We start from the raw sequence: 15375 nt of genomic DNA on the forward strand, positions 1-15375 counted from the left end.
TTATATCCCTGCATTCCTAAGTTTGCCGTACCTGTGGTTGTTACCCCTATCACGCGGTTAGCTAAAGATGTGCTACCTAACCAACTAGATACATAAGGGCTAACAGTTTTGCTTGCCATTGGCAAAGCCAAAGTAATTGTTGCTATTGCAGCCCTAGGAATTTTATTTGTTCTTTCTAAGTCACCATAGTTATCGATGATTGGTGTCAACTGATTGATACTCGTTTGTGCTATGTAGCGACAATCCGAATTACAGTTACCTGAATTTAACAATGCTCTGAGCTCATCTTTTTGTTGCTCTAAATAATCTTTAGAAATTTTTGTATCCAATGCTTTCTGTAGCTGTTCTTTATCCAAGTTTTCAGCAATAGCAATTAATTTCTTTTTGTCCTCATCTGTAGCTGCACTATCATACTTATCAATCCACGATGTGATTTGTTTAGCACTCAAATAGTTATTCTCAACAACAACTCATTCCATTGCGATTTAGCCAGATAAAACTACTTTTCCCTAGTGCATTCAGTCAGTTACAACCCAGTTTTTCCAGTGCATTTTCACGTTTGGACTCAAGATCCCCGACGTGCATTTTTGAGCTCAGAAAGAGATAAAGCAGAATTAAAACCAGACACTATACAGTGGGTTACACCCCGAACCGCGGTAAACCCAACCCCAACCCGCAGCTGACATTCAGCGGTAAGTGGTTGAGTGAGTTAGGGTTTACGGTGGGCAGCAACGTCACTCTCACCCGCCAAGCCGGACAGTTGATTATCCGGCTGAGTGAGGGGGAGTAGAGCGGCTAAGGAGATCCCAGTGTGGGGCTGGGGTCTTTTACTTAGTCTTCGTATTTAAAATCGATACTAATTTTCATTTTTTCTAAGTCTAATGTGGCTTCACAAGCTTTCCAAACGGGAAGACCATTCGTTAAATTATTTTCGATATAATAATTTTGTAATTCAACTAAATAGTGAAGCATATTTGTATTGACGCCCCCTCCGGCTGTAATCCATTTCAACGAGTTTTCATTATCAAGATAATCATACTCATATTCACATGTATCACCTTCAACTGACAAGTTAGCTCTCATGATTATTTTTTGAGCATCCTCCGGAGCTATGCCGTATAGCAATGACCCTATCTCGTTATATATTTCTTGTTCAGTTTTCATTATTTACCTCCAGAATCATTAATAAACGTTCTTTCTACAGGACGCTCATTTCCAATCTTATACGTAACGTTAAAACTACTTGGTCGGTCACTATTCCCTAAATATACAGGCTCAATCCTGACATCAACTTCCTTATTCTCTTTCAATGCTTTTGCCCATGAGTTCTCCATTTTCTTCCATTCACTTCTATTCAAGTTAGAGTCCATAGGAACAATATTGAGCTTCTCTCCTGGGCCGGTGAAAATAGTCGCAATTAAATGTCCGCCTTCATCACCTACAACACCGCATCTGCCTACTTTACACTGCTGATAAGTATTTCTATCATTTGAGTTCAGTGACAGTTTCGCTTCTACAGTCTCCACTCGCCCTTGTGAATCAGTTTTATACGTCTTATTACCATCGACCTGATAAATGGTATTTGGCTCTGGCTTGTTCAGTTGCTTATTCCAATCACCTTTACTACCTGATTTTACTTCAATAACTTTTTGTTCATTTGTAATTTTAGGTATTTCTTTACTTGCATTTCCTGAAATTACCTTATTCACCATTTCAGGAGTAACATCGCCACCTTCTTTCCGAACGGCTTGCAAGGTAGCTAATTCAACAAGTTGTTCTTTCGTAAGCTTAGCGGTGTATCCTGCGGTTCCTGTAATCGCTATACCTGCTGGCGCAGCCTCTGCACCGAGCATTTCAATAATAAAATTAGTGGCTTCAGTTGCACATAATGCAGGGTTAGTTAAACAGCCTGCGGCGGCCGCATCAACAGCAATAATTAGACCATGAGTACCCAGCCCAGTGGCCAAAGCTAATTTTAGAGCATCATCAACCGCTTGACCTCTGATACAGGCTTCGCCAGAAGGGTTATCAGCACAAGACATCACATCTTTTGCATGGTCTCTCGCAAATTTCAGCTGTCCGTCTTCTGTGCCACCGAATAAGTTATTCTCAACCGTGGTCTTCCCTGCCTCGGCGGCATTGCCTGCGCTCGATGTATCGCCACCCACTAATCCGCCGGCTATTCCCGCTGCCAAACTCGCAAAGGCGCTCACTGTCGCTTTTTCGTCTTCCGTCAGCTCACCGACCGTTTTACCGTACAGTTCTACCGACAGCATCCCCATCGCTTCACCCGTCATGGCTCCCAGCGATTGTGCCCCTGCATTTTCACCTTTTGCCAGCGCTAATGCAACATTCGCAATACCATGGACCGCTAAACGCCCTGCTTTATTTTCCTCTCCAATATTCTTGGCTATCTGATTGGCGATATACGGTGCACTCGCATTCGCCACCGCTTTATTCACATCACCGCTCACCAAGCCTTGGATTAACGCCGTCCCTGACTCCACGATACGGCGATTATCACCACCAACGCCCCATTCTGACCCTTGAACCGCTTTCTCTATACGGTCATTTAATACCGCGTTCCGAATGGCCGTTTCATCCCCTTTTAAGTTCGGATCTTTGATAGAAGCAATGGCTTTCTTACGCTCATCGTCTGTCATTGGCGTTTTATCAAAGTTTTTCCTTTCGTTCTTAGTGGCTTCTATCCTTTCATTCGTCACCGCTATATCAGTAATCTGCTTACCTAACTCGCCCACTAACTGCGTTTTCTCTATCCGCTTTTGCTCTTTCTCTTTATCAAAAATCGTATTGAGTTTTTCATGAGCATTGTCTGTATCTCGGCTTAATTCGCTGACATCTTGTTTCTGATTGTCTTTATCGCGAATAACAATGTTACCCTCCGATACCGCTGCATGCGTGGTATTGCTGTCTTTCCCTTTGTTATTCACATTGGTCAGCAGTGAACCCGGCGGTGGTAATGTTGGTGCTAACGGTGATGTGAAGTCAGCGGTACAAGCTGCCCTGGCCGGTTTGGAGGAAGATAAGCTGGCAGAGAAACGCGCTGAACTGCACAAAGGCTGGGAATAGGTCAGTGTCAACAAAGACGGGCGCTACATCTACGGTAATCCGGACGCGCGATTCACGCTGGTGAATTACGAAGACCTGGAATGTCCGTTCTGTAAGCAGTTCCATAAGACGCCGAAATATCTGGTCGATACGGCCAATAATGGCGCGGTGAACTGGGAGTGGCGTCATTTCAACCTGGCTTTTCATGAGCCAATGGCAACCAAAGCGGCAATGACAGCAGAGTGCGTGGCTGAGCAAAAAGGACCGAAAGGCTTCTGGGGGGCGACCAACTACTGGTTTGAGCACACGCAGGGCAATGGCAAAGTCTTTGAAGACAGTGCAGGCATCCCTGCATTGTTTGAGCTGGATAAAGCAGCGTTTGACACCTGTATGCAGAATCCGAAAATCATCCAGCACATCAAGCGTGATATGGATGCAGGCACCAAAGACGGCGTGAACGGGACGCCAACTACCATCGTGATCGACAACAAAACCGGTGAGCGTGAAAGCATTGTCGGCGCGAGACCGTTTGCAGGCTTCGTTGAAGTCATTGAACGTATGGTTAAAGGTGGTTCAGCTACTCCTCCCGTAACTGCCCCGGCCAAGAAATAATACCCGGCTTGTCCGGGCACATCAATTATCTAGAACAAAGAATTATATGATAAATGATGAATTTTGAACTTGGGTAGGTCGATTTCAGATGCTTCATTGAATTGATATACAGCACTCAGGAGTTTGATGCTCAGTGGAGCTAAAGCCACGTTAAGTGGAGTGGTCAATTTTTGCTGGCCACTCCACTATAAGATGGTTTTAATATACGAACGTAAAATTAAAATTTTTTAGAGGTACAACGACTTAATGCTAGCCTAACCCCAGAACCAATTTCATCAAATGTATTATCGAGAGATAATATCACATGCTTAGATTCATCTACTCCTTCCCATCCCTCCAACTTTGAGTGGTGAGTTGGCTGAATTGTTAATATATTATTTAAAAGATATACAGAGCAATTCAGCATATTCGCCAAAAGTTGGCGTTTAGAGCGATAGTTATATTTTGACTTTAGCTCTTCAAACCAAGAGTTCCAGTTTTCTTTCGACTTTTTAAAAAGATTATCATATTCCTCATCGTTAAGTTGAGTATTGCTACATGCTAGAGCTTGAACTAGCTTTTCGCCAAGTTCATTATTTGAGCAGTCTATAGGTAATATTATTGGAGAATAATTAGTGTCTATGGTTAATAATCCATATCCTGACCAAGTGTTTATACAAATAAATTTATCTGTAATGGTTAAACCTGCAGAGTAATCTTTATCTTGAATAAAGTTCATTATTTCACCTGTGTTATTTTTACTTCAATACCCAAACTTTGGCCGTATGAGACTGCCCGATTAATTTCTGCCCATTGGGTTTTATTTGTTGAATTTGGAACAGCAAGCCAAATTTCACGTTTAGCGATCATGTTAGAATCTAAACGAATTTGAGATAATTGATACTCTTTAAATTGCACAGCTTTATCTATATTATCTTTAATAGAATTATAGATCTGTTTTGGCTCATTGAGTTTGCTCAACGTTTGAGTATCTAAGCTTTTAGCACTAATCGCAACTTTTTGTTCTGCATTATAAAAGTCAAATGTTTTAAAGTTTTTGGGTAATCTGGCTCGGTCTGGTAAGGTTTTGGCAATTGCATCCTCCCATGACATTCCTTGAGTATTGATCCCTCCTCCTTGTGAATACCATTTCATATCAATTTCTTTCGCCGATATTGTTTTTATAGAAGAGTTTCGACTAAAGTAATTAATAGTAAAATCACTTAGCCTTTTGCTAAATATCCACCACTCACAACAAGAAGTTGATTTTCAGGGTCTGATATCCATGATGAAAATTTTATCCAAGAGGGAGTTTGTGTATCAATTTTAGCTAAATCTTGAGAGTTCCAATACTGAACATATTGCTTTGCCAAATCATTTTGCATGACATCAAAGCCGAGATAGCTTGCCCAATAAGGTCGTTCTGCTAATGCAAAAGTATTTTCAATATACTTTTTCTTCAGTTCTTGAACGGATAAAGAATTATCTTTTAGTTCATCGTCTAAATTAAAGCTATTTTTATTACTAAATGCAGCAAATTTATTGATAGTATTTGATTGGCATGTTAAATCACCCCCGCATTTTTGCATTTGTGCATCAAAATCCATTGCAAGTTCATGGAGTAAATGATTAAATCTGAAAGTACTTTCTGCCGAGTCCGCACCACTGTAGACCCCTCCTGCATTACCTGTGAATATTGCACCCGCAAATCCCCCCAACACGCGGGATAACTGAGCGTATTTCTCAGAATCTTTTTGCCATTCTTTTTCATTGATTAAATTATTGTTTAGTGTGATCCCTGCTAGCTGAATAGCAAGACTACCAACGATAGCTCCTCTGGCATTTCCTCCTGCAATTTCAGCACTAATCCCTGAAACTACAGAGTGACCTAAAAGCTTGCCTGAATGACCTAAGATGTCCCCTTTATCCCCAATTAGCTTGGCACCTTCAGCATTAATTTGACTACCGATATTACTGAGTAAGGCATTTTTAAAATTATCTGTAAAACTGCTACCAAATGCGGCTGTATTCACCGTAGAGCTAATGACGGATTGTGCTGCAACACGTTGTGCAACTTTATTCCAATCATTATTCGCCAGCAATGGTAATTTTGCATCACTTGGATTACCCGTTGTCCACTCCATTTTGGCATCAAGACCATTAAGTGCCCCTGAGATCACCATCTGAGTGATAATCGATTTGACGGTATCACTTTTGCCTAGTGAATTAAGAGTCTTGGAAAGGTTTCCTTGGTTTTCAGCCAATGCAACCGCAGCTTGCGTGGAGAGTGCGGTCATTCCAGAATATGCCGCACCAGAAACAATAACGCGAGCTGTACCTTCCGTTCCAGATGCAACCCAGGCAGCAAAGTTTTGAGCCGTGCCTGATGTCATCGCCGCAACGGTTATCATAATCAAGGCTGACGCCACGGGGTTTAAGCTTTGGCTTTTATAATCCCAACTGTCATACGCATCTTTAACCAATCCCCATTGCACATCTTTACGGCCTTTTAGTCCTGCTAACCATTTTGTGCCTTCTGTTTGTCCAAGAGCATTTAGGGCGTTTTGCAAGCTTTGGTTATTTTTCGCTTTAATATCGGCAGTGATACCTTTTGCGGCATCGATAGTCAGTTTGCCACCAATGTGCAGGGCTGGGAGTATCCACGTGTCTTCTTTATAGCCTTTGTTTCGTTGGCTGATATAAAACCCTTTCGAATTGGAAATCACTTGCTCAAAGGTAGTATTCTTTACGGCTTTGAAATTCACCTTACCAGTTTGGCTGGTGATTTTGGCATTTTTGCCCGCATTAATTTTGGTGGCTTCTAACGTGACATCATCTTTGGCATACAAGTTAATGTCGCCGCCTGCGGTAAATTCAGTGACTTTATTCAATGTTTCACTGCGCGTTTTTTTGACTTCTTTTTTGGTGATACACGCGGTCCATTTATTGCATTTTTTTCCATTTTCTTCGTAGTGACTGGTTTCTTCCATCGCTTGCGCATAGAGATACCCACCTTTAGCGGCAATATCCATCGTACCTTTGGCGACGAGACGTGAGGCTTGGAAAAGAATGCTCCCTTCAGACAAAATACTCAGGGTTTTACCGCTGTTAATTTCATTGCCAATTTGGCGATATAAATCCTCTAACCGTTTCCCTGATTGTTTGCGATAATGAGTTTTAACCGACTCTAAACGTACATTTCCCCCACTGGAAATCGTAATGTCACCCAGAGACTTTATTGTGCTACCTTGTGCGGTTAAGGCGCCATTTGAGGCTAGAGTGATGCCTTTATCTCCCGAAAGCGTCGAAGTCACATAGCGTACATCTTGATTGTCTTCGTTGGGGTTGGGAATTCCTGAATAGGCAGTAGCGGTTAATTTAATATCACGGCCTGACAAGGCAGTAATTTTGTCTTTGGATTGAAGATTAGCGGATTGCAAATCCATATCTCGGGCGGCATTTAACGTGATATTACCATTTGCAATGAGTTGAGAACGCAACTCTGGATAGCGATTGGTTTTAAATATGTTATCGGCATCTTTAATTGCCTTAGAGCCTAATAAAATATCTTGGCCTGCATTAAAAGCGATTGATTTTCCACTATTAAAGGTTATTCCTCGTGCTTCAATATTTTTACCTGCGGTGAGGTTCATTTCTCCCGAACTTGACCAGCTTCCTGTTTTTGTGAGTAACGTATTGATATTGGCGACAGGCTCTGAAGTCGCGAGTTTCATTAAATTGGATTCATCACGACGAATAATAATATTGTCATTGGCACTGACGGTGAGTTTATTCGTTTTGGCTAATTGCGCATTATCAAAAGTGACACTTTTACCCGCTTGGATGTGTAACGAATTGGATGCGTTAATAGTAGGTGGGGATAAAACATTATCTTTAAAGGCAGATATGGGATTCAAATTGTACTGAATGTTACCATTTTTAGCAATCAGGGTGCTGTCTTTCGCGTTTAAACTGGCCTGTTTTAGGGTAAGGTCATTATTGGCAATCAGGCTTTGTGATTGATTCGAAATGAGCTGGGCATTATTAATGTTTATATTTTGACTCGCGATGATAGATAAATCATTCCCAGCATCTACATTGGAGGAAATATTAACATTACTTGCATTTACTAGTATGTTTTTTGCTTTAATATTAGAAAGCGGCCCCCCAAATTGAGTAATTTTTGAAAGTGGGACATTTGAAATGGGTAAATTGCTTTCGAAATTAACATTTCCTTTAAAATCAAAAACTATACTTTTTCCTGCGGATATTGATGGATTAGAGGTGTTCTTAATGGAATAAATATAGTCACTCCCTGTATATTTATATGGTACTGTTTTATCTTTTTTTCCATCCAAGATGTAATCTTTTAACTTGTCCAAGGGGATATCAAATACAGGCTTTACTCCCTCAGGTATATATTTTTCCCATTTGTTTAATTCACCAAGCTTGTAATCAATATTATTTGCGTTCATCCCTGTTGCAATGATGTCATTTGCAGCAGCTATTTTGGACTGATTATTCGTTAACTCATTTGATTGCAAATAGATATTACTGCCTGAACTTAGAATTCCAGGTTTGTAGTCCTTATTCAATGAAACAGTCTGTCTTTCCGTATTAGCACCATCGTTCACTAATAAATTTAATGTATCAAACCATTTAGTGCTAGGTGCATTTTTGAGTTCTGGATACAGCGAGAATAAAAAATACGCTTTTTTTGAACCCATCGGTAAGGCGACAGCATGATTTCCTACTAACGCCTTACTGGTTGAATTTGGATTTTGTTTCGTAATTATGAATGAAGGAACGGATGATAAATTCGAGAATTTTTTTGTTCGAATTATGATATCCCCTTTTTGGGTTTCTATCGTCCCTGACTTATTTTCAATATGGGTACTCAAATCCCCTTTGGCATTTTTTTGCATCCACAGATTATCTTGTGCTTGAATAAATGCGCTATTACCTGTATTGCTTATCGACTCGGCAAAGACACGCATATCCTTACCAGCGATAATTTTCCCATTATTGACGAGAGTATTGGTGGCCAATGTGATGTCTTTGGCGGCATTCACGTTGGCATTGGCGTTAATTTGCAGATTTTTAGTGCTGACATTGATGTCTTTTTTCCCTTGAATATTCCCTGCAAGGGTAATTTTGCCATCGACAGTCAATGTCAGGTCGTTTTGGTTGGTTTGCACATTGCTGAGATTGATTCCCACCCCAGATTCAGTGCTTACCAATTTCACTTGATTTGCAAGCATTCCCCCTAGTGCCTTAGTACCCACTGAGATACTCGGTTTCGCCCCTTCACCGGCAATCGGCGTCACGGTGCCTTTTTGAAAATCGACACGGTTAGTACCTTGCATCAGGGTCAGGTTCTTGGCTTTGATTTGCCCGTTTAGTTCGGTGGCACGGCTGATAATATCGGCATAGCTTTGCGCTTCGGCATTCATACCATTTGCGCCGATAACCACACTGCCTTTTTTCACCTCAACCGCGGACAAAGCGCCCTTGTTGTCCAGGAAGGGTTTTCCCGTGGTCAAGGTAATCGCAGGGGTATTCACAAAGCTACAGCCATTACAGGTAATCCCATTCGGGTTGGCAATTAAGACATTCGCGCCTTTACCTGCCACTTCCAACTTACCTTGTAATTCTGAGCGGCTACTGCCCGTGACTTCATTAATAATCAGATTGGCTGATTTTCCTTTTAAATTGGCATTGGCTTTAATCTGCCCTGCAATTTGGGAATTCACATTGGTGGTGGCGTTATTAAGTACCGCACCTTGCTTATTCACGCTGAAGTCTTGGAATTTATTGTGCGATATCCCCGCCCCATTCGGCGTGGCGATATTAATAATCGGGACGTTATTTTGTTGGTTGACTTGGGTGCTTTTATCTGCTGCCGTCATGGTAGCCCCCAAAGCGGGGTGCAAGGGATAAACAGCGGTTAAGAGAATAATGATGTAACTTAATAACCGTTTAGGCCGTGAAGGTAATTGTTCATTTGGCATAAATAATCCTTTTAAGCATAAGATTACAGAGAGAGTGAGACCGACCAGTAGGCCGACCAATTGTCTGGTTTAAGTTGTGAGGGGTAATGCAAAGGTTTGCTGAGTAAAAGCTGTGAATAAAACAAGCTATTGCCGGTAAAAGAAAGGCCAACGGCTCCGCCTGCTAAAGTGTCATGTTCAATGTGGTATTTATCTGAGGCAATAAACCCGTAGTCTAACGCACCGATGAAACGCAGTTGGCCAATTGCCGTATTGGCGATGTCTTTATTGACTTCATTACGCCAATACCCCCCTCGGTTACCACTTAAAGATTGCTCATGGTAGCCACGGATAGAGTACTGACCACCGATGCTGATGCGTTCAATGCCGTATAAATTATCGGGCGAGTATTGACCGTAGAATGATGTTAAACAGGTCAAACCAGTAGAAAAATAATACTGATAACTGCTACTTAGACTGAATTTACGGTAATGACTGCGCGGCGAGTTTTTCGCGAGGGTATCGGGTGAGGCGCCAAAGGCTGGTATTCCCCATTCAGCAGCAGGGCTAAATGTAAAGTAACCTTGTCCGAGTGTGGTACTGTATTGCGGAGTAAATAAGAGCGAGGATAAGGTTGGGCTGCTAATCGTTAAGGCTTGTGAAGCTAATTGCGTATCAGCGTTTTTATGTTTTAAACTACCTTGTAAGGTTAGACGTTGTTTCCCATCCCGATAAATTAAGCGACTAACATCCAGTTGTTGGTTGGTATTTTTACCTTTATAACGGTATTGCTGGCCTGAAATCTGAAACGGCTGTAGCGTATTATTACGATAAAACTGGTAACGGTAAGACCAATAACCATAAGGGACATTGATTGCAGCAACAGCGTAACGGCTGTGATGAGAACGACTGAAGTCAGTATCGGTACTGGCACTCAATGACCACTGCTCACCCAATCCAAAGAGGGAATCAGCTGTTAAGTTTCCAGTCATCAATTGTTTTCCCGTTGATTTATTCCCTGAGTTATCAAGAGCCAACTGACTACTTAACGGTATAGTACGAGCCTGTTTCTGAATAACCACTCGTGAGTAACCTGATTTAGTACCCGGCTGAATATCAATCGTATAACGCGCTGAAGCCGAGCGATTAAGTTGCTCAAGTCCCTGCTCAATATCTCGCAAATTCAAGATACTGCCTGTTAGGTGCGGGAACGTCATGGTAACTAATCGAGGTGGTGAATCTTCGATAGTAATGGATTCAATACGCCCTTCAATCACTTGAATGCGTAAATGCTGGCTAGACAGGTCTTGTTCTGGAATGAATGCTTGTGAGGTAATGTAGCCTTTTTCGATATACTCATTCGTGATTTGCTTAGTGAGATTTTGAATGTTTTCTAAAGATAAGCACTGACCTTGATAGGGTAAAACCCAACGCTCATTCATCGTGGATGCGAAAACTGAAATGCCCACCAATTTAATTTGGCTCACTTTAAAACACAGAGAATCATCACTGGCGCTTTTCAGTACCGGGTCTACCGTTACGGTATTTTGATTTTCAAGAGTTTCTCGTTGTTGAATTTCCGATTCTAAGCGCCTTTTTTGTTCAAACTGAATACTGTCTTTATTTGCTGGGGATGGCCATGATTCTGCATGGCCATCCCTTGGCGCTATAAAACAGAGAAATAAAACAATACAAATTGATTTCATCATGGCTTATTAATCGCACAAAAAGTTAATCATTGTGTAAAAATAAATCATCAAGAATTACAAGACAATGCTAAATCCACCCTAACTAAAATAAACACCCAATAATGTGTTTGAAATGGAGTTTAAATAGATTAAAAACCCATAACTATGATTTATTCTAATTCAATCATCCATTTAAAAATCAATTTTGTAGTTTAATATTTTACTATAAGATAAAATAGTAAAATATAACTAGTTAAAAACACTGATTTACAATTAATAATTCTGTTTTATTCGTGCGTTAACAATGACGAAAATATATGGAATATCAGAGATAAATAGAAAAATACAACGATTGATAACTGCATCGATTTTCTGGAAAGGAGTTTTTCAGGATCAATTTGTCAAAAGTAAAGATTTCGAACTGATGTTACCAGAAAAAGTATTCTGTTAACTTGTCGGCTAGCTTATTATTGCACCATCCCAATTAGATAAAAATGTTCACTGATTTTGTTAGTTTATCTGTCTGTTATTAATATATTCTCATGGTTTACTAAATTACTTTATATAAATTTAACATGCATTAATCACGCTATTTCAGGTAAAGCATCCCGCCTTATTGCCCTGAATTTAATGATGGCTTTAATGCTCATCATATCTAATTTCAAGCTATTATTAGGAATAACTAATTGTCAACCGAATTCCAGACTTTCATAGTCTTTGATATAAAGACCACCTAGTTAAAAAACGAAAAGACACAAAAGCATTATCTAGAAATCAAATTAAATAAACTTGGATATGATGAAAGTGCATATCTATCAGAAAGGTAAATTAGATACCTCGAAGAGCACAATGAATGCAGCCATATAGTTTTGTGAATTTACATGGGAATAAACCTTATATTAAATAATCACGATAGATTCGTTTCGTTCTCGCCGATGGTTATATTGTTCCAGCAGCTCCATCATTGAGCTGTTAATATTGATGCGGCTCTGTGTGCGGGTAATCGCAACGTACAGCAGGTTCATCTCATCAATAATGCTCTGCTTCGATTTTTTCATCATCAGTGCTTCAATGATACTGGGATAGTCATCGTTTAAAATAACATTATCCCACTCCATGCCTTTAGATGTATGAGCAGTAGTGATGATGAGGTCTGCATCTTTGTGGGAACGAGCCTCATTCAGGCGCATCGTATCGACCATGCCGGGGATATCAACGTAGTTTTCCATCAACCTGATAGCCCGCATCATGTTCGTGTCTTTGGTCGTTTCGGCAATCTCCTGGAAGTTGGCCCAGTTACCGTAATCTGTCAGCACCCGAGGGTTTTTAATGGCTTCATAGTTACTTGTTTTCATGGCGTGAAGATCAAGCAACTCCCCCAGATTGTACTTACCGATACCACCATTCCACATGACACGTTTACACGATGGACTCAAAAATCATGTAAATAGCTAAAAACCCAAAAGGCAAGATATGATTGGCGTGACGGGGGGAGTAGTCACGATGGCTAGAGATAAGTGTAAAGTAAAAACACCGACAGCTAAAGAACAGGCGGTAAAATCAAGACAGTATACAGTGGGGTACTTGCCCAACCGACAGCGCCCGAACCCCAGCCCACAACTGATAATCAGTGGTAAGTGGCTGAATGGGCTTGGGTTTACGGTTGGCAGTCACTTTACCCTCACTCGCCAAGCTGGACAGTTGATCATCCAGCTGGCTGAGGGGGAGTAAAATTATTAATGGAGAACTCAGTTATTTATTAGGATCTTCGTAACGTTTATCTTGCTGTATAAGAGGTTCAATTTCTGATTGCCATATGAATTTTTGGAATAATTGAGCCTCTGTTGGATTTTTCATGTCTCTCAAATAATTTCTGATGGCCTTTATTGCTATATTAAAGTCTTTTTTTTCTAAATCATAAAAATTCATTTGATCAAGAACAAAAACTTCCATTATTGTTTCATAAATTTGGGGATATCTTGCCTGTAATGCTTTATCAAATAATACTTCTAAAGCCCCCGAGGCACTCCTATTTAAAGATACACTAAGATTTTTAGTGCTATTCTCACTATACCCAATACCAATATAAGCACCCATAATTTACCTCAAAATAATAATTTTATCCCGTTGAGACTTTGGTAACGTCTTGACATAATCCATAAATATTTGTTGATTTTTAGGAGTCAGTACACTGAAATCAACAGGAACTATATCTGCCTTATTTAAATGTTTAATAATCTGGTCTTGTCCAGGAGGTAATTTGCCGGCTTCTCTCGATACAGTCATGTTCTTCTCATAGAACTTATTAATTCCATCAATTTCAGCTTGCTTGAGATTCTTTGTTGTATACATTAAATCAACAGTTTTTCCTTTATTAGCTCCACTTGTGATAATAAAATCTGCACTTGCCTTTCCCGCTATACCTTCAGGTAATCTATCCATTTGCCCCAAGGAAGTTTCTAACCTAGCCGCAGCGGCTGCCTCTGCGGGATTAAACTTTCCATTACCCAACGAATCAACAGTATTTAACCGCCCATGACCTTCTAAGGGGGTTGTATTAACTTTAATTTCAAGGAAACCATCTGCATTCTTGAGGAGCTTGCCAGTTGTTACTACTGGCGTTGGCACTTTTTTACCCGGTATAAAGATCCCTGCCATCGCGGCACCAAGCTGCTCTGCCGCCAATTGATCACCTTCGCCAGCGCGTTTGGCAAGATCTTGGATTGCATTCCAACTGTCGCCATTGATTAATGACGTAGCAACATCTAACGCTCCTTGGTGTTTACCTTCTAGGTCATTCAGGGCTTTCTGACAATAATTGCTAGCCGTAGCACATGCAGTGACAGCCGCAGCGCCATCAAGAACATAATCACCACCTGCAATCGCCAAGTCACCCGCATCTTCCAATGCACCTATAACACTATTAATTGCTGTAGAGGTAGTGCCTTCACCAAAGGTTTCTCGCGTTTGGTCTTTCCACCATTTGGCGCTTTCTTTGTAGGATTCTCTTAACTGATCACCCGACAGTGAGTTATTCTCAACAACAACTCATTCCATTGCGATTTAGCCAGATAAAACTACTTTTCCCTAGTGAATTCAGTCAGTTACAACCCAGTTTTTCCAGTGCATTTTCACGTTTGGACTCAAGATCCCCGACGTGCATTTTTGAGCTCAGAAAGAGATAAAGCAGAATTAAAACCAGACACTATCCGGCTGGCCAAGGGGGAATAAGGTAGCAAAGGAGATCCCAGTATGGCGCTAGTTTTTTCTTTGTAGAAATATTAGCGTCTTTTATGTTCAAAATAACTGACTAAGCAAGCTACTATACTAAAGAAAAAACCAAATCCTATTCCCAAGCACATATAATCTATAATATTTTCTTTAGTAATAGAAAAAAGACTATTTTCCATTGAGTAATAGTATATTAATTCTACTAGTGTTTTTATTATTAAAAGAATAAAAAAAACCATAAAAGAGAATGCAACTGAAAGTAGAATGAAATATTTAAAAAATTTCATTTTTGTTCCTCGTCATTCAATTTTTTTATTTTATCGGTAACTATTTTATTCGCCCCTTCAGCCCCCAAAGCGCCAGCGCCACTTCCAATAATACTTGGTACTACTGATACAGTTGGTGGGGCTGATATTGATGGCATTTCAACTAAATATTTTTCTTTAAGTCCATTAGACCAAGGATTGAATTGGCTATTTGCAGTCTTAGTTATTCCCACTGTTCCCCAATACCCAACAGTCGATCCTACAAGTGCCCCGCCCATTGAAGGCCAAGGAGATTCACCATCAATTAAACTTGAGACTCCAGCTCCTGTTGTATTGGTTGTGACGGTTCCCCAATATCCCATTCCTGGTGTAATCCCTCCTGTTAATAATGAACTTCCGAAATTTGCGTAACTAAAATCAGTCTTTTCAGGATCTTTATAAATATTATATCCCTGCATTCCTAAGTTTGCCGTACCTGTGGTTGTTACCCCTATCACGCGGTTAGCTAAAGATGTGCTACCTAACCAACTAGATACATAA

The 15375-nt window shown here is 40.5% G+C and carries 14 protein-coding genes; 3 read left to right on the forward strand and 11 right to left on the reverse strand.

Annotated features, from left to right (window positions below; translation table 11 throughout):
* On the reverse strand, positions 1-449 hold a 449-nt coding region (locus tag ACIPUA_RS04805), incomplete at its 3' end, for a hypothetical protein (protein ID WP_449059331.1).
* Between the two features lie 164 nt (positions 450-613).
* On the opposite strand from ACIPUA_RS04805, the gene ACIPUA_RS04810 reads away from it, so the two are divergent.
* Positions 614-790 (forward strand): SymE family type I addiction module toxin, encoded by a 177-nt coding sequence (locus ACIPUA_RS04810; RefSeq protein ID WP_329957218.1) that lies wholly within the window; start codon positions 614-616, stop codon positions 788-790.
* Positions 791-831: 41 nt separating this feature from the next.
* On the opposite strand, the gene ACIPUA_RS04815 is transcribed toward ACIPUA_RS04810, so the two are convergent.
* Together ACIPUA_RS04815 and ACIPUA_RS04820 are read right to left on the reverse strand one after the other, a co-directional pair.
* Positions 832-1164 (reverse strand): hypothetical protein, encoded by a 333-nt coding sequence (locus ACIPUA_RS04815; RefSeq protein WP_048609018.1) that lies wholly within the window; start codon positions 1162-1164, stop codon positions 832-834.
* Positions 1164-3104: a DNA/RNA non-specific endonuclease gene (locus ACIPUA_RS04820; protein ID WP_449059332.1), complete on the reverse strand. Its 1941-nt coding sequence runs from the start codon at positions 3102-3104 to the stop codon at positions 1164-1166. Before ACIPUA_RS04820 ends, ACIPUA_RS04815 begins: the two co-directional genes overlap by 1 nt.
* A 13-nt stretch (positions 3105-3117) precedes the next feature.
* On the opposite strand from ACIPUA_RS04820, the gene ACIPUA_RS04825 reads away from it, so the two are divergent.
* Positions 3118-3681: a DsbA family protein gene (locus ACIPUA_RS04825; RefSeq protein ID WP_449059340.1), complete on the forward strand. Its 564-nt coding sequence runs from the start codon at positions 3118-3120 to the stop codon at positions 3679-3681.
* Between the two features lie 217 nt (positions 3682-3898).
* Here the strand turns inward: ACIPUA_RS04825 and ACIPUA_RS04830 are convergent, their stop codons facing one another.
* The 5 genes from ACIPUA_RS04830 to ACIPUA_RS04850 form a co-directional block, all read right to left on the reverse strand.
* Entirely contained in the window at positions 3899-4399 is a 501-nt protein-coding gene (locus tag ACIPUA_RS04830; protein ID WP_449059333.1) for a contact-dependent growth inhibition system immunity protein, read from the reverse strand.
* Positions 4399-4815, reverse strand: coding sequence for an endonuclease toxin domain-containing protein (locus ACIPUA_RS04835; protein ID WP_449059334.1), 417 nt, complete (start codon positions 4813-4815; stop codon positions 4399-4401). The genes ACIPUA_RS04830 and ACIPUA_RS04835 overlap by 1 nt, the downstream gene beginning before the upstream one ends.
* A gap of 68 nt (positions 4816-4883) precedes the next feature.
* On the reverse strand, positions 4884-9671 hold the full coding sequence (locus ACIPUA_RS04840; protein WP_449059335.1) for a DUF637 domain-containing protein: 4788 nt from the start codon (positions 9669-9671) through the stop codon (positions 4884-4886).
* A 23-nt stretch (positions 9672-9694) separates the two neighbouring features.
* Positions 9695-11359, reverse strand: coding sequence for a ShlB/FhaC/HecB family hemolysin secretion/activation protein (locus ACIPUA_RS04845; protein WP_449059336.1), 1665 nt, complete (start codon positions 11357-11359; stop codon positions 9695-9697).
* An 878-nt stretch (positions 11360-12237) separates the two neighbouring features.
* Positions 12238-12750: a 3'-5' exonuclease gene (locus ACIPUA_RS04850; RefSeq protein ID WP_449059337.1), complete on the reverse strand. Its 513-nt coding sequence runs from the start codon at positions 12748-12750 to the stop codon at positions 12238-12240.
* 91 nt (positions 12751-12841) lie between these two features.
* Between ACIPUA_RS04850 and ACIPUA_RS04855 the strand changes: the two genes are divergently transcribed.
* Entirely contained in the window at positions 12842-13069 is a 228-nt protein-coding gene (locus tag ACIPUA_RS04855) for a SymE family type I addiction module toxin (RefSeq protein WP_449059338.1), read from the forward strand.
* Between the two features lie 21 nt (positions 13070-13090).
* On the opposite strand, the gene ACIPUA_RS04860 is transcribed toward ACIPUA_RS04855, so the two are convergent.
* From ACIPUA_RS04860 to ACIPUA_RS04870, 3 genes are all read right to left on the reverse strand, one after another.
* A complete protein-coding gene (locus ACIPUA_RS04860; protein ID WP_048609026.1) occupies positions 13091-13435 on the reverse strand; it encodes a hypothetical protein in 345 nt (114 codons plus the stop codon).
* A 3-nt stretch (positions 13436-13438) separates the two neighbouring features.
* Complete coding sequence (locus ACIPUA_RS04865; RefSeq protein WP_048609027.1) at positions 13439-14245, reverse strand: hypothetical protein; 807 nt, start codon at positions 14243-14245, stop codon at positions 13439-13441.
* Between the two features lie 607 nt (positions 14246-14852).
* Positions 14853-15375: hypothetical protein (locus tag ACIPUA_RS04870; protein WP_449059339.1), on the reverse strand; the 523-nt coding region annotated here is incomplete at its 5' end.

The organism is Providencia sp. AGC89 (genome assembly GCF_053543535.1).